Below are 26938 nucleotides of genomic sequence, written 5' to 3'. Positions count from 1 at the left end.
GGAGGGGTCTATGTTATACGACTCAAAGTTAGAAAAAGAAAATTGTGGCTTTGGCTTAATAGCCCAAGTTAATGGTCAGGCTAGTCATAGGCTTATTCGTACTGCTATTACGGGGCTTGATCGCATGCAGCACCGTGGCGGTATATCTGCCGATGGTAAAACAGGTGATGGCTGTGGTTTATTATTACAAAAACCAGATAGCTTTTTCCGTGCAATTGCCAGTGAACATAATTGGCACTTAGGCAAAAACTACGCAGTGGGTATGATATTTTTAAATTCAGACCCTGTTTTAGCACAAGCTGCAAAACAAATACTTAGCGAAGAATTAGAAAAAGAAACGCTAAATATTTTAGGTTGGCGTGTTGTACCAACCGACCCATCTATGTTGGGTCCTATTGCTGTACAGCAATTACCAGGTTTTGAACAAATTTTTGTTAGCGCGCCAGAAGGTTGGCGTTCTAAAGACTTAGAGCGTCGCTTATATGTAGCACGCCGCCGCGCTGAAAAGCGCATTGTTGATGATGAAGCTTTCTATATCGCAAGTTTATCTGGTTTGGTAACTATCTATAAAGGCTTAATGATGCCTGCGGATTTACCTAATTTTTACCTAGATTTAGCTGATATTCGTATGACGAGTGCGATTTGTGTTTTCCATCAGCGCTTTTCTACTAATACTCAGCCGCGTTGGCCTTTAGCTCAACCTTTCCGCTATTTAGCACACAATGGTGAAATTAATACTATTGAAGGTAACCGCCAGTGGGCACGCGCACGTTCTTATAAGTTTGCGTCACCGCTTATTCCTGACTTACAAAGCGCAGCGCCGTTTGTAAACGAAACCGGTTCTGATTCATCAAGCCTAGATAATATGCTTGAGCTATTTTTAGCTGGCGGCATGGATTTATTCCGCGCTATGCGTATGCTCGTTCCGCCTGCATGGCAGAAAAACCGTGCAATGGACGACGATTTACGTGCATTTTACGACTTTAACTCTATGCATATGGAACCATGGGATGGCCCGGCAGGTATTGTTATGTCGGATGGTCGTTTTGCGGCGTGTAACCTTGACCGTAATGGACTTCGCCCAGCACGTTATGTAATTACACAAGATGGTTTTATTACGCTTGCATCAGAAGTGGGTATTTGGGATTACACTGCCGATGAAGTGGTTGAAAAAGGCCGTGTTGGTCCAGGTGAATTATTAGTTATTGATACTAAACTTGGCAAAATCTGGCACTCGGATGAAATCGATCAAGATTTAAAATCTCGCCATCCTTATAAGTCATGGCTTGAAGAAAACGTTAAACGTTTAGTTCCATTTGAAGAACTTACTGAGCAAGACGCTGGTAATCGCTCATTTGATGACGAAACGCTAGCTAAATATCAAAAAATGTTTGGTTATACCAACGAAGAGCTAGATAGCGTTATTCGTGTAATGGGTGAAAACGGCCAAGAAGCGACAGGCTCAATGGGTGATGACACGCCATTTGCTGTGCTTAGTGAAGGGCATCGTTCACTTTATGATTACTTCCGCCAAAAATTTGCGCAAGTAACAAATCCACCTATCGATCCACTACGTGAAAACCATGTAATGTCGCTTGCAACCTGTATTGGTAGTGAGCAAAACGTATTTAACGAAACAACAGGCCACGCTAAGCGCCTACAGTTTGATACACCAATTTTAATGTACGCAGATATGCAGCAGCTATTAAATGCTGATGAAGCGCACTACAGCTACTGTAAAATTGATATTACCTACACAGTTGAAGAGGGTTTAGAAAACGCGGTTACGCGTATTTGTGACCAAGCACAAGAAAAAGCAGCTGCGGGCTGTATCATGCTTATTTTAACTGACCGTAACTTTGATGAAATAAATTTACCAATTCCAGCAGCTATGGCTGTAGGTGCGGTACAAAAACGCTTAGTTGATAACAACTTGCGCTGTGAATCAAATATTATCATTGAAACTGGCAGCGTGCGAGATGCGCACCAATTTGCTGTGCTATTAGGTTTTGGTGCTACGGCAATTTATCCATACCTTGCGTATGAATCGTTAGTTGCGATGAGCGACAGCAAAATTATTGATAAGTCGTATTGCGAAGTGACCCTTGCTTATCGTAAAGCCATTAATAAAGGCTTATACAAAATTATGTCTAAAATGGGCATAAGTACGGTTGCGTCTTATCGTTGTTCAATGTTGTTTGAAGCGGTGGGATTATCTGATGCGATTATTGAAATGTGCTTTAAAGGCGTTGCAAGTCGCATACAAGGTGCATGTTTTACCGACTTTGATGACGATCAGCAAAGTTTGCACAAACTTGCTTTAAGTAAGCGTAAATTATTAAGCCACGGTGGTTTATTTAAGTACGTTCACGGTGGTGAGTATCATGCTTATAATCCAGATGTTATTCAAACACTGCAAAAAGCGGTTCGCTCAGGTGATTATAAAGACTACAGTGCGTACGCTGATTTAGTTAATAATCGTCCAATTGCGACTTTGCGCGATATGTTAGCGCTTAAATTACCTGAGCAAGGTATAAGCATTGATGAAGTAGAGTCTGCAGAAAACCTATACAAGCGTTTTGACTCAGCAGCAATGAGTATTGGTGCGTTATCACCAGAAGCGCATGAAGCGCTAGCAATTGCAATGAACCGCTTAGGTGGTTGTTCAAACTCGGGTGAAGGCGGTGAAGATAAACTGCGTTATGGTACAGAAAAAAACTCGCGTATTAAGCAAGTCGCTTCAGGTCGATTTGGTGTAACGCCTCATTACTTACGCAGTGCTGACGTTATTCAAATTAAAGTAGCGCAAGGTGCAAAACCAGGCGAAGGTGGACAATTACCAGGTGAAAAAGTAACGCCGTATATTGCTAAGCTTCGTTATTCGGTACCAGGTGTTACGTTAATTTCGCCACCACCGCATCACGATATTTACTCAATTGAAGATTTAGCACAGCTAATTTTCGATTTAAAACAAGTAAACCCTAAAGCACTTATTTCTGTAAAACTTGTTTCAGAGCCAGGTGTGGGAACCATTGCAACAGGTGTTGCTAAAGCATATGCCGATTTAATTACTATTTCTGGCTACGATGGCGGTACAGGCGCAAGCCCACTTACTTCTGTTAAATATGCGGGTAGCCCATGGGAGCTTGGACTTGCTGAAACACAGCAAGCACTAGTTGAAAATGGCCTTCGTCATCGCATTCGCCTGCAAACAGATGGTGGCTTAAAAACAGGTTTAGATATTATTAAAGCGGCAATTTTAGGTGCTGAAAGCTTTGGTTTTGGTACTGGTCCAATGGTTGCCCTTGGGTGTAAATACTTACGTATTTGTCACTTAAATAACTGTGCGACCGGTGTTGCAACACAAGATGAAACACTTCGTCAAAAGCATTATCACGGCTTACCAGAAATGGCGATGAACTACTTTAAGTTTATAGCGCAAGAAGCGCGTGAAATTATGGCTAGCCTAGGCGTTGCAAATTTAACTGACTTAATTGGCCGTTTAGATTTATTAGAAGAAATTGAAGGCAAAACTGCAAAGCAGAAGAAAATTGATTTATCGTCTGTTATTGCTCAGCCGAACAACCCAACTGGCGAAACGCTTTATTGTAGTGCGCCTAACAGTTCGCATTATCTAGGTAAGTTAAACGAAAGTTTATTAGCTAAAGCGCAAGAGGCAATTGATACGTCAAGCGGTATCTCGCTTGTGAGTCGTATTTGTAATACTGACCGCTCTGTAGGTGCAATGCTTTCGGGTTATATTGCTGATAAACACGGTAATCAAGGTATGGCGGCAGACCCCGTAGCAATTGAATTACACGGTACGGCGGGTCAATCGTTTGGTGTTTGGAATGCCGGTGGTCTTGAAATGACATTGGTTGGCGATGCTAACGATTACGTAGGTAAAGGCATGGCAGGCGGTAAGTTAGTTATTCGTCCACCACTTGGCTCATCTTTTGAAAGCCATAAAGCAACCATTGCTGGAAACACATGTTTGTACGGCGCTACAGGCGGAAAACTGTTTGCAGCGGGTTGTGCCGGTGAGCGCTTTGCAGTTCGTAACTCAGGTGTGCAAGCGGTTGTTGAAGGTGTAGGTGACAACGGTTGTGAATACATGACCGGTGGCGTTGTGTGTGTACTTGGTAATGTAGGTGTTAACTTTGGCGCGGGTATGACTGGTGGTTTTGCTTATATTTTAGATGAGCGAAATGATTTTGAAAAACGCATTAATCCAGAGCTTGTAGAAATAGTAACACTAGACGAATTAACGTCGCATCAAGAACATTTACGCGGCTTAATTGCTGAGCATTTAGAGCTTACGGGTTCGTGCAGAGCAGAAAGCATTTTAGCTAACTTTGAACTGTACTTACCGATGTTCAAATTAGTAAAACCAAAATCAAGCGACGTAAAAAGTTTACTCGGGCATCGCGCTCGCAGTAGTGCCGAACTACGTGTTCAGGCGCAATAAGGGGGCAGTATGAGCGAAAATGTATATCAATTTATAGACGTGCAGCGTGTAGACCCACGCAAAAAACCAATCTCGTCACGTAAAAAATCTTTCGTAGAAATTTACGAACCCTTTTCAGAAAATCAGGTTAACTCACAAGCTGATCGTTGTTTAGATTGTGGTAACCCGTATTGTGAGTGGAAGTGCCCAGTACATAACTACATTCCACAATGGTTAAAGTTAATACGCACAGGTCGTATTATAGAGGCAGCAGAGCTTTCTCATCGTACAAATAGCTTACCAGAAGTGTGTGGGCGTGTTTGCCCACAAGACCGCTTGTGTGAAGGTTCGTGTACATTAGATGAAGAGTTTGGTGCGGTTACAATTGGTAATATTGAAAAATACATTACCGATGAGGCATTTAAAATGGGCTGGAAGCCTGATATGTCTTATGTAACTTGGACCGACAAAAAAGTAGCTATTATTGGTGCAGGCCCAGCTGGTTTAGGGTGTGCTGATATTTTAGTTCGTAACGGCGTAAAACCAGTAGTGTTTGATCGTCACCCAGAAATTGGCGGACTACTCACGTTTGGTATTCCTTCTTTTAAACTTGAAAAAGAAGTGATGCAAAAGCGCCGTGAAATTTTCACTGAAATGGGCGTGGAGTTTAAGTTAAATGTTGAAGTAGGTGTTGATATTACGCTTGATCAAATTTTAGCTGATTACGACGCCGTATTTTTAGGAGTTGGTACGTATCAAAGTATGCGTGCAGGTCTTGAAAATGAAGATGCACCAGGTGTTCACGATGCACTCCCGTTCTTGATTGGTAACACTAACCGTGTAATGGGCTATGACGAGACTAAGCAGCCGTGTATTGATATGGCTAACCAAAAAGTAGTTGTACTTGGTGGTGGTGATACAGCGATGGACTGTGTGCGTACGTCTATTCGTCAAAATGCTGCAAAAGTAACGTGTGCTTATCGTCGTGATAAAGAAAATATGCCTGGTTCTAAACGTGAAGTTAAAAACGCCAAAGAAGAAGGCGTTATATTTACCTATAACGTTCAGCCTAAAGGCATTGTATTGAGCGATAAAGGTAAAGTAGCTGGCGTTAGAATGGTTAAAACTAAATTAGGCGAACCTGACGCAAATGGCAGAAGTCGTGCTGAAGAAGTACCTGGTTCAGAGCATGTGATAGAAGCTGACCAAGTTATTATGGCATTTGGTTTCCAGCCTCACAAAATGGATTGGCTAGAAAAATACGATGTAGAAATAAATCACTGGGGCGGCATTAATGCACCAGAACAGGGTGAATTTACACATCAAACAACGAACCCTAAAATATTTGCTGGTGGCGATATTGTGCGTGGTTCAGATTTAGTGGTAACCGCTATTTTTGAAGGACGTAATGCTGCAGAAGGTATTATGGATTACTTAAAAGTTTAATTGTTCGTATTAATAAAATAAATAAGAAGCAAGCCAACTGGCTTGCTTTTTTTATTTTTTTATTCGAATGTAATGTCAACGTAGTTAGCCACAAACGGTATTATATTAATATCACCTGTAGCATAGCTTTCTTTAGCGACACCTTGAGCTTTTACCTTTAGTGTAACTACCAAGAGGGATTATTATGCTTTAGTGTGGGTGAGCTTGTTTCGAGCTAAATACGGATGCTTAGGGCATCTATTAAGCAGCCTTGAGGGTTAATTCATACATCAAACTTTACGCTTTACTTAACCAACTCAAGGGGGCAGGCATTTACTTATAGCAACTCGAGTTTTTTGGATTTTCAGTAGTACTAGCTAACGTTATTTGGCCATAATCTGTAGCTTCTTTTGTTGCTTAATATGCTATAACTCTTGTTTGCATCGTTGTATAAATACTTTGATTTGAAGAGTTAATTGATTGGTTGCTTGGCTCAATACATATATACAGCACCGTTAATACCATCTTTAACTACGTGTGTTATATCACTACTATTACTCAGTACTATTAGTGCGGGTAGTGTGGGAATAAAAAAGTAAACTTATTTATTTTTTAACTCTTAATATTATTGCATTATCCCTAACAAAGCTAAGTAATGGTTAAAGTATTCGCTTTTATCAACCCGAAATAACTAATCTTAAGAGTTGATTTAAATATAAAGTTGGTTCATTATCGCACGCTGTTTACGGTTTGCTTACTTTTTGTCTACAAGTAAGCTTTTATATATTAATAAAATAAATAGAAATTATGTACGAATATTCAAACAAGTCGGAAAGGAAACTCATTGTTCGATTCTTCTCTTCAATAGGGTTTATAGCAACGTTTTCTATGGCTAGCTTAGCATTTATTAATAGCAGTTATTTATTAGCGTGTACCTTGGTTGTTTCTTCGTTTGTTTATTTATTGGCATTTAGCATAAGTAGGGGAGTAGAGAAGTCAGGCACTGTAATTTTATACAACCTTTATGCACTAATGTTTTACCTAGTCCTCACTGGTGGAGCACAAGGAACAGGGCCTATATGGATATTCATAGTGTCTCCAGTTACTTATTCAATACGCGGACTTAAGCGAGGTACATTTGATATAATTTTGTTTTTATTAGCGATTGTTTTAGGCTTTTACTGCGCTGATACATTCAATATATATGACTATAGTCCGGAACAGTTTCCTATCAGAATCATACTCGCTTTTATAATTGTCGCGTCGCTGAGTGGCTACTACGAGTTTTCAAGAGAAAAATACAGCAGTAAAATAATTGCTTTGAGTCAAAAGAATGAATTTTTAGCAACTATAGATCCACTCACCAACCTGCCAAACCGTCGCTATACCATGAATAAGCTTGTGGCTTTTAAAAGTGAGCTAAAAGATAATAATACTCCTTTTGTAATTTTATTAGCTGATGTAGATAATTTTAAAAAAATTAATGATCAATTCGGCCATGATTTTGGCGATGAAGCACTTATTCAGTTAGCTAAAACCTTTGATAAAAGTATTCCAAAAAATGCGATTGCATCACGTTGGGGCGGAGAGGAGTTTTTAATTGTTATTCCAGATGCAACAGTTGAGCAGGGGGAGCAAGTTGCAGAAAAAATACACAACGCCCTTAAAGCTTCAGTTGTGAGCTTATTTTCAGATAGTACCAATATTACGCTAAGTATTGGTGTTATCTCTGCAAGTGCCGAACGCTCAATTGATCTTGATATCAAGCGTGCTGATGAACTACTTTATAAAGCAAAAGCGCAAGGTAAAAACAGAACGTGTTCTTCTTAAAAGTTTATCTACTTTAATCCATTGAGAACGAATCAAGTGATGGCTTTATTTTAGCCTTTCTGCGCTTTACGCTCATGTAACACATTGCATTACAGGCAATCTGCATTGTAATTAATAGCCAATAACTGATGCCTAAGTCACTTAGGTTATTTATTTTTTCGCTAGTAAAGTAATAGGCTACGGCGATTATCTGAAGAACTAAAAAGCTATTTAAAAACCACAGTAAACGCTGTTTAAAGTAAGTATGCTTATATTTACTAAAAATAATTAAACAGCTGCTTAGCGCTAATAAAAACCAACTTAAAATGATACAAAAATAAACTAAAGTACTGTGCATTATTTAATCCTTCAAAGCTCTATTAACCAATATTAGGCATGGGCCATTATTAGTTCTTTAGCATTTGCTTTAGCTGTTTTACTGATATTATCACCACCAAGTAAGCGAGCTATTTCATTAATACGACCATCTTTATTCAAAGGCAGCATATGAGTGAACGTTTCGCCTTGTGCTATTTCTTTAGCTACAAAAAATTGTTGGTGTGCGCTACTAGCAACTTGCGGTAAATGGGTAACACAAATCACTTGAGTAGACTTACCTAACTGGCGCAATAGTTTGCCTACGGCTGATGCTGTAGGGCCAGAAATACCTACATCAACTTCATCAAAAATAAGCGTTGGGGTTGTTACTTTTTGGGCAATAATTACCTGTATAGCAAGGCTAATTCGCGAAAGCTCACCACCTGAGGCTACTTTAGCTAACGGCTGAAGTGGTTGCCCCGGATTAGTTGATACTAAAAACGACACATTATCGTACCCTAAGCTATTAGGTGCGCGGCTACTCTCTTGAGTTAAAGCTATTTCAAATACACCGTTTTCCATCGATAAATTAGCCATGCTTTCACTTATTAGTGTGTTAAGTGTATTAGCATACTCATAGCGACTTTTACTTAGTTCATCGGCAGCTTGCTTATAACTAATTAACGCGCTTTCTATTTCTGACTCTAGTTGCTCCAGACGATTACTATTATTACTTATTGACTCAAGCTCCTGAGCAATCGATTGATGAAACTCAACTAGCTGCTGTGGTTTTATGTGATGCTTACGCGCTAAATCCATCGCACCGCTTAGTCTATTTTCTACTTCACCTAAACGAGCAGGATCTAAATCTGCTTGCTCAGTATAATTTCGAACTTCACGGCTTGCTTCTTCAACTTGTACTGCGGCTTCACTAAGGAGGGCTGCTACGCCTGCTAAGCTTTCGTCGTATTGAGCCAGCTCAGCGAATTGTTGGGCACTGTGCTGCAGCATTGAACAAGCATTTTGTTCATCACTTTCATATAAGTATTGTAATTCACGTTGGCACGATTCTAATATTGTTTGGCTGTTACTAAGTTTGTAATGCTCGGCCTCAATTAAATCAAACTCACCTTCTTGTAAGGCAAACTCATCGAGCTCTGCAACTTGGTATTCTAACAATTGTTTTTGCGCTGCTTGTTGCTGCTGTTGTTGCTCTAAATGTTTAAATTCTTTTTGTAAGTTAGCAAACTGTTTATAGTTGTTATTTACATCATTTACTAAGTGGTGATGCCCTGCGTAGGCATCTAAAAGCTGTAACTGATGCTCAGCTTTTAATAAGTGTTGGTGGGCATGTTGTCCATGAATGGATATTAAATATTGACCAAGTTCTTTTAATTGTGATGCGGTAACGGCACTGCCATTAATGTAGCTTTTACTGCGTCCATTTTTGCAAACAACACGACGCAATAAACATTCATTATCGTCATTGTTTAGCATATGTTGCTCTAAAAACGATTGAGCTAGCGGTAAATCTGTTAGGTCAAATTGAGCGCACACTTCTGCTTTATCAGAGCTTGGGCGCACTGCTGATGCTTCAGCTCGTTCACCTAAACATAATGATAGCGCATCAATAGCAATAGATTTACCAGCACCTGTCTCGCCAGTGATCGCGGTCATACCGCTGCGCCATTCTGTGCTTAAATTACTAACAATTGCAAAATTTTTAACTTCTAAACCAATTAACATACTGTTTATCCATCCAGTCAATTAACTGTTAATTTATACAGTGTTTTGGTTTTTTGCAAATTAATTTTTTATTATTTATGCAACGCTTACATCTTGAGTAAATTGTGTATCAGAAGTTTTTGGAGAGGTATCAATTTGATCATCAACAATATCAGTAGCTTGTATGATGTCTTCGGTTTTAAGTAGCCCGATAAGTGGAGGTAAAGTATTTAGGTAAAAACCCTTATTGTATAAAATTCCTTGCTGAGGTAACTCAGATACAAAGTACTGTATATTATCAATCAATGGCTGGATTATATTCGTTTGATTAGTTTTAATTAACTCGTTGGACAACGTATTAATTAGTAGGTCAGCGGTATCTTCAAGTTGTTGCAAATTCTCGTCTGTATGCGATTGCACAACAAAAAAATTATTTACAATAGCTTGAATACGAGGAACGTATTTTGGGCGAATTATTTTAGCATCAAGAAGATTATTAAGCTTTGCTTTAAGGCGTGAATTTACATGCGAAACACGTTCATTAAATAGCTTTTTTCTAGCTTCGATTGCTTTTTTGCGATTACTCTCAATTTTGAGGTAACTGTATAAAAGTGTAATTAATAGCAGTAAAGCAAAGAATACTACATAAGTCATTGCTACTCGTTCCTAAATTATTTGATTATTATTTTAAGCCGCCATTTTGCTTTATAGTACTAAATTTGGCAATAAAATTAGTACAAACGACTACCCCAATTTAGTTTTGTACGTAAAACGTTGTAGTACGAGTAATTTTTTGGATGAATTAAGCGCAATTGTTTATCCGCTTTTTTAATTACTACCTCATCGCCGGGTAATACGGCAAGCACAACATGGCTGTCGCAACTTACCTGTAGGCTATCTGTATTTTCTAAGCTTAGCTTTAAGCGTACTTCGTTATCGGCATCGACCACTAAAGGTCTGCTAGATAAGGTATGAGGAAACATAGGCACTAACGATATTGCATTTAGCTCTGGCGTTAAAATTGGCCCGCCACCTGAAAGTGAATATGCCGTAGAGCCAGTAGGGGTTGATACTATTAAACCGTCAGAGCGCTGAGAAAACACAAAGTCATTATTTATAAAAGCTTCAAACTCAATCATATGCGCTACTTTATCGGCATGAAGTACCGCTTCGTTAACGGCAGAATTTGCACTCTTTAATTCGTTGTGGCGATATACTTCTACTTCTAATAAAAAGCGTTTTTCTTCAAGGTACTCACCACTGAGGACTTGCTCTAAGCTCGCTTCAAACCCTTCAGGGTTTAAATCAGTTAAAAAGCCAAGGTTACCTCTATTTACTCCAATTACAGCAATGTTAAAGCGCGCAAGCACGCGTGCAGCACCAAGCATGTTACCGTCACCGCCTACAACAATAGCTAAATCGGCTTGTTCTCCTAAGTCGACTAACTTAACAAGTTTGTCATGCGGGATATCGTCTAATTGACTCCCTGTGCGTTTTTCTACTATTACCTCAAAACCAAGCGCAAGTAAAAATGTATGTAAGCGCTGAAGGGTAGCAGCGGCTCCCGGGTGATTAGGTTTGCCAATTAGGCCTATGGTATTAAAAGGAGAGTCCATAATGTACGCACAAAAAGATTTAGTAATTGTAGAGTAACTCAAAACAGAAGTGTTTGAAAATACAGATTATAGCAATATTATAAACCTTCAATTTTATTCGCAGTCAGTTAACTGCACGACTTGAAAAACAACTAAACGCCCCGATATCTCTTTCATGCAACAAGATGTAGATACCATGAAACTAAACTCACGAGATCAGCAAATTTTTTCAGCTGTTATGAACATGTACTGTAATGGTGAAGGCTTGCCTGTTCCATCAACAAAAATTGCCAAGCTCAAAGGCATGGCAGTATGCTCGGCTACGGTTCGTAATGCTATGGCTCGCTTAGAAAAAGTGGGGCTATTGTATTCACCTCATACATCTGCAGGACGAGTGCCCACAAATGAAGGGTTTGACTATTGGTTTGACGAGTTTTTTCCACTCGCTGACATTGCTAATTATTGGCAACCAGAGCAATCACAACTCGTTGAACTAGCACATGGTTTGAGCCAAAAATACCAAATATGTTGTTGTGTTGGTTTACCACAAGTCAGCTCGCAGCAAGTGTTTAGAGTAGAAGTGCTTGATTTTGATTCTACCGACTGGCTTATTCTATTAATAGACAGGGCTGGGCAGAGCCACAACATTTGTATTGATAAACCTCATGATTCGTCAGACTCTGTTCGTTATCAGTTTGCAACATGGTTGAATACCGTATTTAGCCAACAAACTCTTATGGAGGGTTTGTATCGTATGCAGGCGATGGCAAATACAGCGCCTCGAAATTGTCATGATTCGCTTAATCAATGGACGCGACAACTAAGTCAAAAATTAGGCTCAGATAATAGTATTGTAGTTGGCGAAAATTACCTCTATAAACAAATCGATTGTGAGCAAAGTTTAAATATTGGTGTTTCGTTTTTAAATTATGTAGAAGATAAACTCGCTTTTAAAAACGGTGTATCGGTACTTAATAGCGAAAAATTGCCTTTTACTGAGTGTGATGAATTGATCGTAATAAGCGTGCCGTACTTTCAAAATCAAGAATACCAAAGCCGCTTTTGTATAATTTGCCCTAAATCAGCGCAAATCGAAGAAATAATTCGAGAATTTAAATTAATTGAGGCATCTAACTCTTGAATCTTTTTATTCAATCCCCATAATTACCGCAGTTGTAAAGAATTGGAGCACGTATTTTATGTCTGAGCAGACACAAAACCCTGAGCAAGAAGTAGAATTAAACGAAGAAATTTCTAAAATGCAGGCTGATGTAGAAGCAGCAGTAGAAGCCGCTGATCAACATGCAGAAGAAGAGCAAAGCCCTGAAGCAGAAATAGCTATGCTATATGCAGAGCTTGAAGCTGCTAAACAAACTATTGCTGATCAAAAAGATGGTGTTGTTCGTGCTGCAGCAGACGTAGACAACATTCGTCGTCGTGCAGCACAAGATGTAGAAAAAGCGCATAAATTCGCACTAGAAAAATTTGCTAACGAATTACTACCTGTAATTGATAATCTTGAGCGTGCTATTGAGTTTTCTGATAAAGAAAATGAGACTTTAAAGCCGTTGCTTGAAGGTATCGATATGACAGTTAAAAGCTTTAACGATGCTGTTGCAAAGTTTGGTGTTGAAATTGTAAACCCACAAGGTGAGCAGTTTAATCCAGATTTTCATCAAGCAATGTCAATTCAACCAAGTAACGATGTAACACCTAATACAGTACTTGCTGTTATGCAAAAAGGTTACACATTGAATGGTCGTTTATTACGCCCTGCAATGGTTATGGTTTCTAAAGCTGCTGATGCTTAACTAATTTAAGGTTATTAGCTTTGATAAAAATGCCTCATATTGAGGCATTTTTTTTGTCTTTTTTATAGTGAATTAACTGTACGAGCATAGTAAGCAAAACAGCGCTAAACATTAAACTTGAAAACGGCACTGCGCTTTTTGCATGCATAATAGCGAGTAGCGGGCCAACTAATGCGCCACTGCCAAAACGAAGTGTGCCAATTACGGCCGTTGCCGTGCCTGTGTTTTTTTCAAACTTCATTAATATTAGCGAGTCAGCATTACTTGCAGTGACGCCTAAGCTCATCATTAATGGCGCAATAGCAGCCACAATATAATAAAGTGATAAATGCAATAAGCTAAATGTTAACAAAGCCAGCCCCGATACAAATCCAAATGTAAGCCCAATATAGAGCATTTTTCGAGAGCCCAGCCTTGGTACAATTCGCGTATTTAAAAAGTTACCAAACATCAGCGCCATTACGTTAAAGGCAAATAACACACCAAATAACTGTTCTGACACTTCATATAAATCTAAATAAATAAATGGTACTGAGGTCAAAAAGCAAAAAAATCCAAACGATACAAACATAGAACTGAGTATGTCGGCACGTGCATCTTTATTACTGAGTACTGTTTTATAGCTATCAAAAAATAGAGCGAGACCCTTTTTTTCGTTTTTGTGAATAGGAATATCAATTAGATACACTTGCACAAACGCCAATATTAAAAAGCTATACCCAGCAAGAACCAAAAATATGGTTGACCAAACAGAAAATCCTAAAATAAACGAGCCAACAGAGGGGGCAACTAACGGCGCTACCATCATAATCATCGACACATACGACATTCCCTTAGCTGTATTTTGCTGATAAATATGGCGAATAATACCCGGTACTACTACCGTTGCTGCCGCTCCCGTAAATGCTTGCACTGCTCGAAGAGTCCAAAAAGCATGGATTTCGGTGGTAAATGCCAGTGCAAGTGAGCTTGCACCAAATAAGGTTAAGCCGATACGTGCAAGCTTACGGCGGCCAATTTGATCGGCAATGGGGCCAAAAAATAGCATCCCTAATGAATAGCCTGCTAAGTAAATACTCAACGATATTTGTACATTGGGCATATTAGTGTGTAAATCGTTTGCAATTACCAGCATGGCAGGTAAGTACATATCTATCGCCAATGGCGTAATCGCCACGATACTGGCTAATAAAGGCAATAAAATACGGGTATTAAAAGACGAGGCTGAGGCGTCCATGTGTAAACTCAACAATCACTAAAAACAAGGGTTATAGTGTAACAGGGCATTGTATTTGGATAAACTTAGTTTGCCCGCTAAGTTTATCGTCATATTGCTTTTTTTTAATATAACGGTACATAAAGCAAATATTTTAAATTGGTACTGTGTTTGCTATTCTACAAGCAATAAAAAATTCATTACTTAAGAGAATTATCATGAAAAAACTAGTACTTGCAGTATTAGCGACAGCCGTTTTAGCCGGTTGTAAAACGTCACCAACAGGACGTACTCAAATAGCGCTTTACTCAGATCAACAAATGAGTGAAATGGGTACTGCTAGCTTTGCAGATATGAAAAAAAGCCAACCAATTAATAAAGATGCTAAAACAAATTCTTATGTAAATTGTATTGCTGAAAAAGTAGTCGCTGTATTACCAAAAGAATACGCGTCGCAAAATTGGGAAGTAGTGGTATTTGAAGATGAATCTGCTAACGCTTTTGCATTACCTGGGGGTTACATTGGGGTTCATACGGGCTTACTAAAAATAGCCACCAATCAAGACCAACTAGCAACAGTACTAGGGCACGAAGTAGGGCACGTAATTGCTGAGCATTCTAATGAGCGTGTTTCACAAAGCTCTATTTTAGATACCGGTATGCAGCTTGGTAGTGCTGCACTTGAAATGGGTAATATTCAATACCGTAACGAAATTATGCAAGGCTTAGGTTTGGGCGCACAATATGGAGTTGTTTTACCATTTAGCCGCTCTCACGAATCAGAAGCCGATACTATAGGTCTGGATTTAATGGCACAGGCGGGGTTTAATCCACAAGAGTCGGTTACACTTTGGGAAAATATGAGTGCAGCGGGCAGCGGTACAACCCCTGAGTTTTTATCTACTCACCCAGCGCCAAGTAACCGTATTAAAAATCTACAAGCGCAAATGAGTAAAGCACTTAGCGAGCAAAGCACTGCTAAAGCACAGGGTAAAAACCCACAATGCACACTGTAGTTAAGCGCTTTACTATCTGAAGTAGTGTACGTTTAGTATTAATGCGTAATTAAAATAAAACCCCTGTAAGTATTTTACCTACAGGGGTTTTATTTTAGTTTTTAAGCGTGGTTATTCAGCAGCAAGTGCTTGTTTAAATACATTTTTAAAGCGTTCGAAATCTTCAATGTGCGGCAGGTGCCCTAAATTATCCAGTTCAAATAATTGTGCGTCAGGGATAAGTGTTGCAGCGTGTTTGCCTAATTTATCATATCGACCAAGCTCGTAATCAACACCGTCTTTTTTCCAGTTACGGCCAGGGCCGGTTCTATCGCGTGTACCAATAATTAATTTAACCGGTACTGCTAAATCTTTAAATTCGGTTATTACAGGTTGAGTGAAAATCATATCGTATGTTTTTGCATTTACCCATGCCATTTGTTCTTTATCTGGGCCTTGTATTTGCCCTGTTATAAAGTCGGTTAGGGCTGAATATGTGGTATTCCACTTACCATCGTAGTAATTTTTTTGTTGGTATTTTCTTACGCCTTCTGGCGTTTTTGAAAATTCGTTTTTATAGAAAAAATTTGTATCTTTGTAATCAACATACTGCAGGTAGTTTTCAAGCCCAATAGGGTTAAGTAAAATTAATTTACTAGTTGTGTTTGGGTACATTAGTGCAAAACGACTCGCTAGCATCCCACCCATAGAGTGCCCTAATACAATTGACTCTTTTATATTAAGTGAGTCCATTAACGCATGAGTATGATGAGCAAGAGCCGCAAATGAATACTGGTAATTAGTTGGTTTAGATGATTTTCCAAAACCAATTTGATCAGGAATTAATACGCCGTAGCCTAAAGATTGCAGGTATTGCGCAGTGGTAGTCCAGTAATCTGCATTAAAATTTTTGCCGTGCATAAGCGTCACTGTAGGCATGTCGGATTTGGTAGGCTTTAAGTAAATATACGCCATTTTAAGGGACTGTTTTTGTGACTCAATGTTAAAGTAATTTACTTTAAAGTCGTACTGATAACTGCTTAAAAGTGCATCATAAGAAAGTGAAGAGGTATCTTGCGTTGTGCTCGCTAATGCATTGTTTGTTAATAACAATAAAGTAGAAAAGCAAATAACTTTAATCGACGACATTTGGTTACTCCAATTAAGGACAAATAATATGAGCTCTAATATATAAAACTCAGAATAATTCATTATAGTAACCAAACATTAAGTACTATTCAATTGAGGCTTTGTCATGCTCAACGTTGTTTAATTTGGAGATGAAAAAAGCGAAGCTAAAAGAGAGCTTCGCTTATTAATGTAGGGTAAAACGAGTATCGTTAAAGCTTAAAACGTCCACTCAATATGGATTTGTGGCACTGACTCAGTGACTTCAGTACCTAGTTTATTGTGCCAGTATTGTAATTCCATACCCAACAGTAGTGTGTTTTCTTTCATTTGAAGAGCGTGGCCCATATCCCATACTAAAATAGGCTGTGCGAGTATCCACGCCTCTACATCGTTACCAAATTCATCTTCACGTTCTGCAATGTATTCAGCGTGGCCTTTAAAGCTAAATTTTTGTGAGCCAATAGTGAAAGGGTATTCAAAGGCAACATCAAGCATCCAGCTATTTGTTTCAATAGGAGCCCCGCCTTTTGCTACACCTTCACTATCGTCAATGTAAGCTGTGAATAGCGTTTGAAAAAAGTTAAACCCAGGTACATCCCAGCTTAATTTAACACCAGGCAAGTATTTCATTACTTTAGCGTCGCCAGCAACGTTAATACCACCGGTAAGGCCCACATCTAATAATGCGCCTGCGCCAATTTTTTCGCCGCTAATGGCCGATAAGCTTACCGTTGAATACCACTCACCATAAAAATCAGCATCTTGGTAACCATCATCGGTATCGTCTTTACTGTAATCGATAAAAAAGAAGTTATCGCCGTAATCGTAACCCGATGCATGTTGAACCGAGTAAACAGTGGTGTTTGACTCTTGCTCAGTGAATGGGTTTTTTTGGTTGCCATTATTAATATGTAGTGCTGTGCTGCTCCAATTAGCCGCAAAAGCAGAAGACGATAAAGCAATTGATGTAAAAGTAACGAGAGGAAGTAATTTTTTAAATTTCATATCTGTATTTAACTATAATTTTAGTGACACGCGAAGGCGCGCATTATAGCAAAAGTGATTGATATGTAGAGTATTATTTTAACATATGTTGCAGCTTACTTATTAAGCTGCAACATAGTGTCGGTGTTTAAACTATGCTTTATTACGGCGTAAGCAAATAACTGCAATGGCTGTAAATGCTAAAATAAAGCAGTAATAAGAAGACGTTGATACTTCCCACGGGCTAATTTTAAACGTAGCACCTAATAACAATGCTTGGGCACCGTATGGCAATGAACCCTGTGTAACACAGGCAAATATATCAAGTAAACTGGCAGAGCGTTTACCGCTTATTTCACCGTCATCTGCTAGCTTTTTAGCAATAGGACCCGCGACAATAATAGACACTGTGTTATTAGCAATACATACATTACTTGTTAAAACTAACGCAGCGATACCTAATTGATCTGCCACTTTACGGTGCCATTTTGCAATGATTTTAGTAATCGCTTGAATTTTTTGAGCAATGTAATCAAGACCACCGTTGATACGAATAAATTCAGATAAGCCACCAATAAACATAGAAAGTAAAAATATTTCCTGCATATCAGTAAAGCCTTTGTAAATGTCTTTTACAAAGCTTGCGCCTTCGTAACTTCCTGTAAAGCCCATTAATGCGGCAAAAATAATACCGCTAAACAACACTACAAATACGTTCAAGCCAGCAACTGCTAACACTAAAATAAAGGCATAAGGAAGTACTAACCAAATATCATAGTCTTTAGTTTCAACTACTTGTGCAGCAGGTGTTAAATAAAACAACAGGGCGATTGTTAGAATGGCTGCAGGGACTGCAATTTTAAGATTTTCTTTAAACTTGTCTTTCATTTCACAGCCCTGCGTGCGCGTAGCTGCAATAGTGGTGTCTGAAATAATAGATAAGTTATCGCCAAACATAGCGCCAGATACAATCGTACCGGCCATTAATGCTGGATCTATACCCGTTTTAATTGATACCGCATAAGCGATAGGGCCAATGGCGCCAATCGTACCCATTGACGTTCCCATTGCAGTAGAAACAACGGCCGCAATTAAAAACAAACCAGGGAGCAATAACGAAGGTGGAATAAGCGATAAGCCTGCATTTACTACCGCATCTACACCACCGGTTGCACTTGCCACAGCCGAAAAAGCACCTGCAAGTAAGTAGATTAAACACATGGTAATAATATTGTTGTGTCCGGCACCTTTAATAAAGGTCTCTACACATTGGTTTACCGTGCCTTTATTTAAAATAAACGCAAGCATGATGGCGGGCAATATAGCAACAGGTGCAGGTAGTTGGTAAAAAGCATAATCAACCCCTTGCGATTGCAAATACAAACCTGAGCCTAAAAATAGCGCTACAAAGGTAAGTAGGGGAAGTAAAGAAAGTATTGCTTTGTTTTTATTAAATGATGGCTGCATCATAATCCTCATAACCAGTAAAATTTATCACAGCCAAAACTCCTCTTTTAGCTGAATTTAGCAGTACAACTTTTTATTTTAAAAAGTTGTTAGCCGCAGCGTCCGCAAGCCAAAGACCAAATCGACGCGAAAGAGAAGTTTAAATGTATAGATGGCTAAAGTAAACTGGTATTGTTATTATTATTAAATTAAAAGGTCACCTGACTATTGCATGACTTTTAGATAATATCTATAAAGCAACGCGATTTTCAGCGATTAATATTTATCCAACTGCATAAAAATACCCACCTGCGTATTTTGCAATGTCCGGATATATAGCTAATAAACGGATTCAAATAAAATTAGGTAAAAACCATGACTACAAATCGAATAGGTGTTTTTGGTGCTAACGGCAGAATGGGCTTAGCCCTATTAGAAGCCGCGACAATTAAAGAGCAAACACAACTTACAGGCGCATATGTTCGTAGTGGTTCATCGCTATTGGGCATTAATGTAAATCAAGTAAATAGCGCAGCCGATAACAGTGTTAGCTTTAGCGACGAAAGTACAATAGATGATGTAGATGTTTTAATCGACTTTACGCTGCCAGCGGGTATGAAAAACCATTTAAAAACAGCTGTTGCACAAAAAATTCCTATGGTAATTGGCACAACAGGTTTAACAAATGATGATATGGCGCTATTACACGATGCCGCTAAACATATCCCTATTGTATTTGCGCGAAATTACAGCGTAGGTGTCAATGTATTACTTAACCTTGTGCAAACTGCAGTGACTAAATTTGGTGACGATTTAGATATCGAAATATTTGAAGCGCATCACCGTCATAAAATAGATGCACCATCGGGTACTGCACTGGCAATAGGTGAGTCAATCGCGCAAGCGAAAGGCTGGGATCACGACGAGGTTGCGGTATATGACCGAAGCCAAGTAGAAACAGCGAAATCTCAAAATGAGATTGGTTATTCTGTCCTAAGAGGGGGCGATATAGTAGGTGAACATACCGCATACTTCGCTACAATGGGCGAAAGGCTTGAATTAACACATAAAGCAAGTTCGAGAATGACGTTCGCTCTAGGTGCTATAAGGGCTGCAAGCTGGTTAAAAAACAAACCTGCTGGACTTTATGATATGCAAGATGTGCTAGATCTTAAGTAGTTTAGTTACTATTTTAACTGTTTGGGTCTAATTTCACCTACAGTGACTTATTTGTAACAATTAACCAAATAATGTTAGACCTAAATAGCAACTTCATGTAATATGCAGCCAATTTGCCAAAAATTACTAAATGCGTGTTTCCAATTATACCCAAGTGGCTAGTAAATCCAGGGTTTCAGTGGGAATGAAAATAGTTTTAGGCAAGAAAAATGATTGAAGGTTGAATGCTTTACATCTGCATCATTTAAGACTGCGTAAAACAATTTAAGCTCACAAAAATCTGGTTTTGACGATCCCTCTGGGTATTGGCGGGGTGTTAAGCAATTGCTTACTCCCGTTTTTTACTGTTAGGAGGTTTAACTTGACTAAATCCGCTCTGTTAGTCCTAGAAGACGGCACAGTGTTTCGCGGTACTGCAATCGGCGCTGACGGCATGTCAGTCGGTGAAGTGGTATTCAATACGTCTATGACTGGTTATCAAGAAATTTTGACTGATCCATCATACGCGGAACAAATCGTAACTTTGACGTACCCACATATCGGTAATACGGGTACCAACAGCGAAGACGAAGAAGCGAATCAAATTTGGGCTAAAGGCCTAGTGATCCGTGATTTGCCACTGCTAGCAAGTAACTTTCGTAACGAGCAATCGTTAGATGATTACTTAAAAGAACGTAATATTTTAGGTATTGCGGACATCGACACCAGAAAGCTAACTCGAATTTTGCGTGATAAAGGCGCACAAAACGGGTGTATTGTTGCCGGTGACGAGCTTGACGAAAATAAAGCGTTACAAGCCGCGCAAGCCTTCCCAGGCTTAAAAGGTATGGATTTAGCAAAAGTTGTCTCAACCAAGGAAAATTTTGAGTGGCGCGAATCAAGCTGGACATTAGGTGAAGGATTTAAAACCCTTGACGCTGCTGATGAAAAGTTTCATGTTGTTGCCTACGACTTCGGTGTAAAACGTAATATTTTACGTATGCTTGTAGACCGTGGTTGTAAACTTACAGTAGTACCAGCGCAAACTTCAGCCGCTGACGTACTTGCTTTAAACCCTGATGGTATTTTCCTATCTAATGGCCCTGGTGATCCTGAGCCTTGTACTTACGCTATTGAAGCCATTCAAGCCTTTTTAGAAACCGACACACCTATTTTTGGTATCTGTTTAGGTCATCAGTTATTAGCCCTTGCCTCAGGTGCTAAAACAGAAAAAATGAAATTTGGCCACCACGGTGGTAACCACCCAGTTAAAGACCTAGACCGTAATGTAGTTATGATCACAGCTCAAAACCATGGTTTTGCAGCTCAAGAATCAAGCCTACCAAGTACGCTTCGTGCCACGCATAAATCGTTATTTGATGGAACGCTTCAAGGTATTCATCGTACTGATAAGCCTGCGTTTAGCTTCCAGGGTCACCCTGAAGCAAGTCCAGGTCCACATGATGCAGCACCATTATTTGACCACTTCATCGATTTGATGCAAGCGCGTAAACACTAATTTAACTGGAGTAATAATGCCAAAACGTACCGACATAAAAAGCATTCTTATCTTAGGCGCAGGCCCAATTGTAATTGGTCAAGCTTGTGAATTTGACTACTCTGGTGCTCAAGCGTGTAAAGCACTTAGAGAAGAAGGCTATAGAGTTATATTAGTTAACTCAAACCCTGCAACTATCATGACCGATCCTGAAATGGCCGATGCTACCTACATCGAACCAATTCACTGGGAAGTGGTAGAAAAAATTATTGAAAAAGAAAAGCCAGATGCAGTACTGCCTACAATGGGTGGTCAAACAGCATTAAACTGTGCACTTGATTTAGACAAGCACGGTGTATTGGCTAAGCACGGCGTTGAGCTAATTGGCGCAACGGCGGATGCAATCGACAAAGCAGAAAACCGTGAACGCTTTGACGTAGCAATGAAAAACATTGGCCTTGAATGTCCTCGTGCTGAAATTGCTCACTCAATGGAAGAAGCTAAAGATACAATGAGCCGAATTGGCTTACCATGTATCATTCGTCCTTCTTTCACCATGGGTGGCACCGGTGGCGGTGTTGCTTACAACATGGAAGAGTTTGAAGAAATTTGTGAACGTGGTTTAGACTTATCGCCAACAAACGAATTATTGATTGATGAATCACTGATTGGTTGGAAAGAGTACGAAACAGAAGTTGTACGTGATAAAAACGATAACTGTATTATTGTTTGTACCATTGAAAACTTTGACCCTATGGGTGTTCACACTGGCGATTCAATCACCGTTGCACCAGCGCAAACGCTAACCGACAAAGAATACCAAATTATGCGTAACGCCTCTATGGCGGTATTACGTGAAATTGGTGTAGAAACTGGCGGTTCTAACGTGCAGTTTGGTATTAATCCTGAAGATGGCCGTATGGTTATCATTGAGATGAACCCACGCGTATCACGTTCATCTGCACTTGCATCAAAAGCAACGGGTTTCCCAATTGCTAAAATTGCTGCAAAGCTAGCAGTAGGTTATACGCTTGACGAGCTTCAAAACGATATTACTGGCGGTAAAACTCCAGCATCTTTTGAGCCTTCAATCGATTACGTTGTAACAAAAATTCCTCGCTTTAACTTTGAAAAATTTGCCGGTGCTAACGATCGTTTAACTACGCAAATGAAATCAGTTGGCGAAGTAATGGCGATTGGTCGTAACCAACAAGAATCATTACACAAAGCATTACGTGGTCTTGAAGTGGGCGCAACAGGTTTTAACCCAATAGTTGCACTTGATGACCCTAAAGCGAAAGAAAAAATCATCCGCGAATTACGCGAACCAGGTGCTGAGCGTATCTGGTACATTGCCGATGCAATGCGCCATGGTATGAGCGTTGATGATGTTTATGAGCTGACTAAAGTTAATCGCTGGTTCTTAGTACAAATAGAAGATATTTTAAAAGACGAAGCAAAAATTGGTGAAGTAGGTATGGCTGGTTTAAATGCCGACTTCCTACGTAAACTTAAACGCAAAGGTTTCGCAGATCCACGTATAGCTGAAATTGCTGGTGTATCTGAAGCTGAAATTCGTAAAAAACGTCACTTATTAAACATCGTGCCAGTATATAAGCGTGTTGATACGTGCGCCGCAGAATTTAGCTCAGACACAGCTTACATGTACTCATCTTACGATGAAGAGTGTGAAGCAAACCCAACAGATAAAGACAAAATCATGGTTATTGGTGGCGGTCCTAACCGTATCGGCCAAGGTATTGAATTTGATTACTGTTGTGTACATGCCTCGCTTGCGCTTCGCGAAGACGGCTATGAAACCATTATGGTTAACTGTAACCCTGAAACGGTTTCTACCGATTACGATACATCTGATAGATTATACTTTGAGCCAATTACACTTGAAGACGTACTCGAAATCGTACGTGTTGAAAAGCCAAAAGGCGTTATTGTGCAGTACGGTGGTCAAACACCACTTAAATTAGCACGTGAGCTTGAAGCGAATGGCGTGCCAGTAATTGGTACTTCACCTGATGCGATTGACCGTGCAGAAGATCGCGAACGTTTCCAACAACTTGTTGAGCGTTTGAACTTACTTCAGCCAGAAAATGCAACAGTAACTTCAACTGAAGAAGCACTACTTAAATCAGTCGAAATTGGTTTTCCACTAGTTGTACGTCCGTCGTATGTACTAGGTGGTCGTGCAATGGAAATTGTATACGATGAAGACGATTTACGTCGCTACATGACCGAAGCTGTATCTGCATCAAACGAAGCACCTGTATTACTGGACCGTTTCTTAGATAACGCAATTGAAGTTGACGTTGACGCAATTTGCGACGGTGAGCAAGTAATTATTGGCGGTATCATGGAGCACATTGAGCAAGCCGGTGTTCACTCTGGTGACTCAGCATGTTCATTACCAGCACATTCTTTATCGCAAGAAGTGCAAGATGTAATGCGCAAGCAAGTAACAGATATGGCGCTTGAGCTTGGTGTTGTTGGCTTAATGAATACACAGTTTGCTGTAAAAGATGGCAAAGTGTACTTAATTGAAGTTAACCCGCGTGCCGCACGTACTGTACCGTTTGTATCAAAAGCAACCGGTGTAGCGCTTGCAAAAGTGGCGGCTCGTTGTATGGCGGGTCAGTCTTTGGCAAGCCAAGGTATTACTAAAGAAGTGATCCCTCCTTATTACAGCGTTAAAGAAGTTGTTTTACCATTTGCTAAGTTTCAGGGTGTGGATCCAATTCGTGGCCCTGAGATGCGCTCAACGGGTGAAGTGATGGGTGTTGGTGATACTTTCGCCGAAGCATTCGCAAAAGCACAATTAGGTGCAAGCAACACTTTACCACGCGGTGGTCGCGCGTTATTATCTGTTCGTAATAGCGATAAGCCACGCATTGTTGAATTAGCCAAGATTATGACCGACTTAGGTTTTGAACTTGACGCAACGGGTGGCACGGCACAAGCTCTTGAAGAAGCTGGCATTGAAGTACGACGTGTAAACAAAGTATATGAAGGCCGCCCGCATATTCTTGATTATATCAAGAATAAAGAGTACAGCTATATCGTTAATACCACCGAAGGTCGCCAAGCGATCGAAGATTCGAAGGTGTTACGTCGTGGTGCATTGCAAAATAAAACCAACTATACGACAACCTTGAACGCGGCTTTTGCTAACTGTACTGCTAACAAAGCAGATGACCGTAGTAAAGTGACGTCAGTTCAAGAGCTACACCTGCGATTGAACTAAGGAAATGTGCCAAGGCCAACTAGGGCCTTGGTGTTAAGTGAGAAAAGTATGCAATCAATTCCGATGACAGTTCGTGGCGCAGATTTACTGCGCAAAGAGCTTAACGAATTAAAAACAGTTACCCGTCCAAAAATTATCGCCGACATTGCTGTTGCGCGTGAACACGGTGACTTAAAAGAAAACGCTGAGTACCACGCTGCACGTGAGCAACAGGGTTTTTGTGAAGGTCGTATTCAAGAAATTGAAGCTAAACTTTCAAATGTTCAGATAATCGACGTAACTAAAATGCCAAATACGGGCAAAGTTATTTTTGGTACTACCGTAACTATAGTAAATGTAGATACGGATGCTGAAGTAAAATACCGTATTGTAGGCGATGATGAAGCAGATATTAAAAACAACTTAATTTCTGTTAATTCACCGATTGCACGTGGCTTAATTGGTAAACAAGTAGACGATGCAGTGTCTATCCAAACGCCAAAAGGTATCGTTGAGTACGAAATCATTGAAGTTGAGTATCTTTAACGCATAACTCACTTTAACGTTTTAAATAAAAACCGATGTATTTACATCGGTTTTTTTATGCCTTAAATAAATCACTATACTGATAAGGGTGTTCATATTGCATAAAGAGTGAGCATGATGATATAGGTACATAATCACTTCATTAAAAGGAACACTCAATGGCTAATATACTTTACCCAGCGCCTTTAAAAGTAGGCTCTAAAATTGCTATTTGCTCGCTTTCATCTGGGCTAAAAGAAAAGTATCACGGACGCTTAGATATTGTTATAAATGGACTACAACAACGAGGGTATAATGTTGTTGAAGGCGAGTTTTTACGTCAAAACAAACCACGCGAACAGCTTAATGCTAAAGCGCATGCTAAGCAGCTAATGGGTTTTTTATTAGATGATGAAATAGATGCGATTATGCCGCCAATGGGTGGTGAGCTGGCAATGGAAATACTGCCACTACTTGATTTTAACGCCATTAAAGAAGCAAAGCCTAAGTGGTTAGTTGGTTTTTCTGATGTGAGTACTATTGCATGTGCACTCACTGCTAAGTGCCAATGGGCAACCCTCCACAGCGCTAATCTTATGCAGTTACACCCAGATGAAAAAAATCCGTACAGCTTACAAATATTTGAAACTCTGACCTACGAAGCCGGTAGTAAGTTTGAGCAAGGTCCTTCTTCTTTATACCAAAAAAATAAGCCTAATTACGCGCAAAACCCGAACGAATTACTCAGCCCGAGTGAGCCCACAAACTGGCAATGTTTAAACTACACAGATAAACGTACCATAGAAATGTCTGGTCGGTTATTTGGTGGGTGTTTAGATACCGTAGGTTTATTGCTCGACTCGCCATTTTTAGCGCTGCATGAGTTTAAAAAGAACAGTGCGCCCGAAGGGCTTATTTTATACCTCGAAAACTCAGAACTTACACCAACAACCGTTGCACGATTTTTACTGTCATTAAAATTAGCCGGTATATTTGATGATATCAATGGCTTGGTTTTAGGGCGAAGTGAAATAACACAAGGTCATTACGATGCCTTTGATTATCGCCATGCGTTAGATGTAGCGCTAGGTGGGTGTTTATTTCCTGTAATTTTTGATGCGGATATAGGGCACGTTCAACCTAACTTAAATTTGGTAAATGGTGCTACCTGTACGCTAGTTGCTGATATAAACGAAGGTATAGTAGATCGCGCATCGTTAAATATTCAACTTTCGTAGTTTTTATTGTATTTAGTTTTGAAAAACAAATAAATACAAGCGTATAATATGCCTACAGTAAGTGCTAATGCTTACTGTAAATTCTCAGGGCGGGGTGAAATTCCCCACCGGCGGTATGTTTAATATTTTTTATGACTTAAACGAGCCCGCGAGCGCTTTATTTAACTTATTTTAGGTTAAGTAAAGGTCAAGCAGATCTGGTGAGATGCCAGAGCCGACGGTTACAGTCCGGATGAAAGAGAATATGGCTTATTATACTAAAACCAATTTTATTAAAGACATGACCGTTGTATCGCGTTAAGTGAGCTATTTTCTTTGCGCTATAATTAGTCACTAATTTAATGTTATTGGTATAACAGTGTGCGCTGCATTTTGCTGCGTG

General features: G+C 39.6%; 19 protein-coding genes and 1 riboswitch. Of the genes, 11 read left to right on the top strand and 8 right to left on the bottom strand.

Annotated elements, in window-relative coordinates:
• Positions 1–10: 10 nt before the first annotated feature.
• From gltB to H5126_RS08595, 3 genes are all read left to right on the top strand, one after another.
• The gene (gene gltB, locus H5126_RS08605; protein ID WP_004335377.1) at positions 11–4468 is read left to right on the top strand and encodes a glutamate synthase large subunit; all 4458 of its coding nucleotides are present in this window, start codon (positions 11–13) and stop codon (positions 4466–4468) included.
• Between the two features lie 9 nt (positions 4469–4477).
• On the top strand, positions 4478–5893 hold the full coding sequence (locus tag H5126_RS08600; protein ID WP_182720072.1) for an FAD-dependent oxidoreductase: 1416 nt from the start codon (positions 4478–4480) through the stop codon (positions 5891–5893).
• A gap of 786 nt (positions 5894–6679) precedes the next feature.
• Entirely contained in the window at positions 6680–7702 is a 1023-nt protein-coding gene (locus H5126_RS08595; protein WP_404936429.1) for a GGDEF domain-containing protein, read from the top strand.
• A 13-nt stretch (positions 7703–7715) separates the two neighbouring features.
• On the opposite strand, the gene H5126_RS08590 is transcribed toward H5126_RS08595, so the two are convergent.
• From H5126_RS08590 to nadK, 4 genes are all read right to left on the bottom strand, one after another.
• Entirely contained in the window at positions 7716–8039 is a 324-nt protein-coding gene (locus tag H5126_RS08590) for a hypothetical protein (RefSeq protein ID WP_182720070.1), read from the bottom strand.
• A 32-nt stretch (positions 8040–8071) separates the two neighbouring features.
• Entirely contained in the window at positions 8072–9745 is a 1674-nt protein-coding gene (gene recN, locus H5126_RS08585; RefSeq protein WP_182711572.1) for a DNA repair protein RecN, read from the bottom strand.
• A gap of 75 nt (positions 9746–9820) precedes the next feature.
• Entirely contained in the window at positions 9821–10378 is a 558-nt protein-coding gene (locus tag H5126_RS08580) for a hypothetical protein (RefSeq protein WP_182720069.1), read from the bottom strand.
• 77 nt (positions 10379–10455) lie between these two features.
• Positions 10456–11340 (bottom strand): NAD(+) kinase, encoded by an 885-nt coding sequence (gene nadK, locus H5126_RS08575; RefSeq protein ID WP_004335384.1) that lies wholly within the window; start codon positions 11338–11340, stop codon positions 10456–10458.
• A 154-nt stretch (positions 11341–11494) separates the two neighbouring features.
• Between nadK and H5126_RS08570 the strand changes: the two genes are divergently transcribed.
• Both H5126_RS08570 and grpE read left to right on the top strand, forming a co-directional pair.
• Complete coding sequence (locus tag H5126_RS08570) at positions 11495–12460, top strand: HrcA family transcriptional regulator (protein WP_024604215.1); 966 nt, start codon at positions 11495–11497, stop codon at positions 12458–12460.
• Between the two features lie 58 nt (positions 12461–12518).
• Complete coding sequence (gene grpE, locus H5126_RS08565) at positions 12519–13130, top strand: nucleotide exchange factor GrpE (protein WP_024597391.1); 612 nt, start codon at positions 12519–12521, stop codon at positions 13128–13130.
• A 34-nt stretch (positions 13131–13164) separates the two neighbouring features.
• On the opposite strand, the gene H5126_RS08560 is transcribed toward grpE, so the two are convergent.
• Entirely contained in the window at positions 13165–14367 is a 1203-nt protein-coding gene (locus H5126_RS08560; RefSeq protein ID WP_182197406.1) for a Bcr/CflA family efflux MFS transporter, read from the bottom strand.
• Positions 14368–14564: 197 nt separating this feature from the next.
• Between H5126_RS08560 and H5126_RS08555 the strand changes: the two genes are divergently transcribed.
• Positions 14565–15362: a M48 family metallopeptidase gene (locus H5126_RS08555; RefSeq protein ID WP_004335391.1), complete on the top strand. Its 798-nt coding sequence runs from the start codon at positions 14565–14567 to the stop codon at positions 15360–15362.
• Positions 15363–15473: 111 nt separating this feature from the next.
• Here the strand turns inward: H5126_RS08555 and H5126_RS08550 are convergent, their stop codons facing one another.
• The 3 genes from H5126_RS08550 to H5126_RS08540 all read right to left on the bottom strand — a co-directional run bounded on the left by H5126_RS08550 (position 15474) and on the right by H5126_RS08540 (position 18923).
• Positions 15474–16490, bottom strand: a complete 1017-nt coding sequence (locus H5126_RS08550; RefSeq protein WP_024597205.1) for an alpha/beta fold hydrolase — start codon at positions 16488–16490, stop codon at positions 15474–15476.
• A 198-nt stretch (positions 16491–16688) separates the two neighbouring features.
• Positions 16689–17477: a nucleoside-binding outer membrane protein gene (locus H5126_RS08545; RefSeq protein WP_024604219.1), complete on the bottom strand. Its 789-nt coding sequence runs from the start codon at positions 17475–17477 to the stop codon at positions 16689–16691.
• A 132-nt stretch (positions 17478–17609) separates the two neighbouring features.
• A complete protein-coding gene (locus H5126_RS08540) occupies positions 17610–18923 on the bottom strand; it encodes a Na+/H+ antiporter NhaC family protein (RefSeq protein ID WP_004335396.1) in 1314 nt (437 codons plus the stop codon).
• A 354-nt stretch (positions 18924–19277) separates the two neighbouring features.
• Between H5126_RS08540 and dapB the strand changes: the two genes are divergently transcribed.
• The 5 genes from dapB (at position 19278) to H5126_RS08515 (ending at position 26556) form a co-directional block, all read left to right on the top strand.
• The gene (gene dapB / locus H5126_RS08535; protein WP_182720068.1) at positions 19278–20081 is read left to right on the top strand and encodes a 4-hydroxy-tetrahydrodipicolinate reductase; all 804 of its coding nucleotides are present in this window, start codon (positions 19278–19280) and stop codon (positions 20079–20081) included.
• A gap of 361 nt (positions 20082–20442) precedes the next feature.
• Complete coding sequence (gene carA, locus H5126_RS08530; protein ID WP_004335400.1) at positions 20443–21579, top strand: glutamine-hydrolyzing carbamoyl-phosphate synthase small subunit; 1137 nt, start codon at positions 20443–20445, stop codon at positions 21577–21579.
• Between the two features lie 16 nt (positions 21580–21595).
• On the top strand, positions 21596–24814 hold the full coding sequence (gene carB / locus H5126_RS08525) for a carbamoyl-phosphate synthase large subunit (RefSeq protein ID WP_039487473.1): 3219 nt from the start codon (positions 21596–21598) through the stop codon (positions 24812–24814).
• Positions 24815–24862: 48 nt separating this feature from the next.
• A complete protein-coding gene (greA, locus tag H5126_RS08520) occupies positions 24863–25339 on the top strand; it encodes a transcription elongation factor GreA (RefSeq protein WP_004335404.1) in 477 nt (158 codons plus the stop codon).
• Positions 25340–25497: 158 nt separating this feature from the next.
• Complete coding sequence (locus H5126_RS08515) at positions 25498–26556, top strand: S66 peptidase family protein (RefSeq protein ID WP_182720067.1); 1059 nt, start codon at positions 25498–25500, stop codon at positions 26554–26556.
• A gap of 76 nt (positions 26557–26632) precedes the next feature.
• A riboswitch (FMN riboswitch) is annotated at positions 26633–26804 on the top strand.
• Positions 26805–26938 lie beyond the last annotated feature (134 nt).

Source organism: Pseudoalteromonas sp. SG45-3 (assembly GCF_014164075.1).
Lineage (GTDB): Bacteria > Pseudomonadota > Gammaproteobacteria > Enterobacterales > Alteromonadaceae > Pseudoalteromonas > Pseudoalteromonas distincta.
This window is presented reverse-complemented; position numbering and strand designations above follow the sequence as displayed.

Coding starts and splice junctions, on each gene's coding strand:
- gltB (WP_004335377.1), top strand. CDS start 11: ATGTTATACGACTCAAAGTTAGAAAAAGAAAATTGTGGCTTTGGCTTA.
- H5126_RS08600 (WP_182720072.1), top strand. CDS start 4,478: ATGAGCGAAAATGTATATCAATTTATAGACGTGCAGCGTGTAGACCCA.
- H5126_RS08595 (WP_404936429.1), top strand. CDS start 6,680: ATGTACGAATATTCAAACAAGTCGGAAAGGAAACTCATTGTTCGATTC.
- H5126_RS08590 (WP_182720070.1), bottom strand. CDS start 8,039: ATGCACAGTACTTTAGTTTATTTTTGTATCATTTTAAGTTGGTTTTTA.
- recN (WP_182711572.1), bottom strand. CDS start 9,745: ATGTTAATTGGTTTAGAAGTTAAAAATTTTGCAATTGTTAGTAATTTA.
- H5126_RS08580 (WP_182720069.1), bottom strand. CDS start 10,378: ATGACTTATGTAGTATTCTTTGCTTTACTGCTATTAATTACACTTTTA.
- nadK (WP_004335384.1), bottom strand. CDS start 11,340: ATGGACTCTCCTTTTAATACCATAGGCCTAATTGGCAAACCTAATCAC.
- H5126_RS08570 (WP_024604215.1), top strand. CDS start 11,495: ATGCAACAAGATGTAGATACCATGAAACTAAACTCACGAGATCAGCAA.
- grpE (WP_024597391.1), top strand. CDS start 12,519: ATGTCTGAGCAGACACAAAACCCTGAGCAAGAAGTAGAATTAAACGAA.
- H5126_RS08560 (WP_182197406.1), bottom strand. CDS start 14,367: ATGGACGCCTCAGCCTCGTCTTTTAATACCCGTATTTTATTGCCTTTA.
- H5126_RS08555 (WP_004335391.1), top strand. CDS start 14,565: ATGAAAAAACTAGTACTTGCAGTATTAGCGACAGCCGTTTTAGCCGGT.
- H5126_RS08550 (WP_024597205.1), bottom strand. CDS start 16,490: ATGTCGTCGATTAAAGTTATTTGCTTTTCTACTTTATTGTTATTAACA.
- H5126_RS08545 (WP_024604219.1), bottom strand. CDS start 17,477: ATGAAATTTAAAAAATTACTTCCTCTCGTTACTTTTACATCAATTGCT.
- H5126_RS08540 (WP_004335396.1), bottom strand. CDS start 18,923: ATGCAGCCATCATTTAATAAAAACAAAGCAATACTTTCTTTACTTCCC.
- dapB (WP_182720068.1), top strand. CDS start 19,278: ATGACTACAAATCGAATAGGTGTTTTTGGTGCTAACGGCAGAATGGGC.
- carB (WP_039487473.1), top strand. CDS start 21,596: ATGCCAAAACGTACCGACATAAAAAGCATTCTTATCTTAGGCGCAGGC.
- greA (WP_004335404.1), top strand. CDS start 24,863: ATGCAATCAATTCCGATGACAGTTCGTGGCGCAGATTTACTGCGCAAA.
- H5126_RS08515 (WP_182720067.1), top strand. CDS start 25,498: ATGGCTAATATACTTTACCCAGCGCCTTTAAAAGTAGGCTCTAAAATT.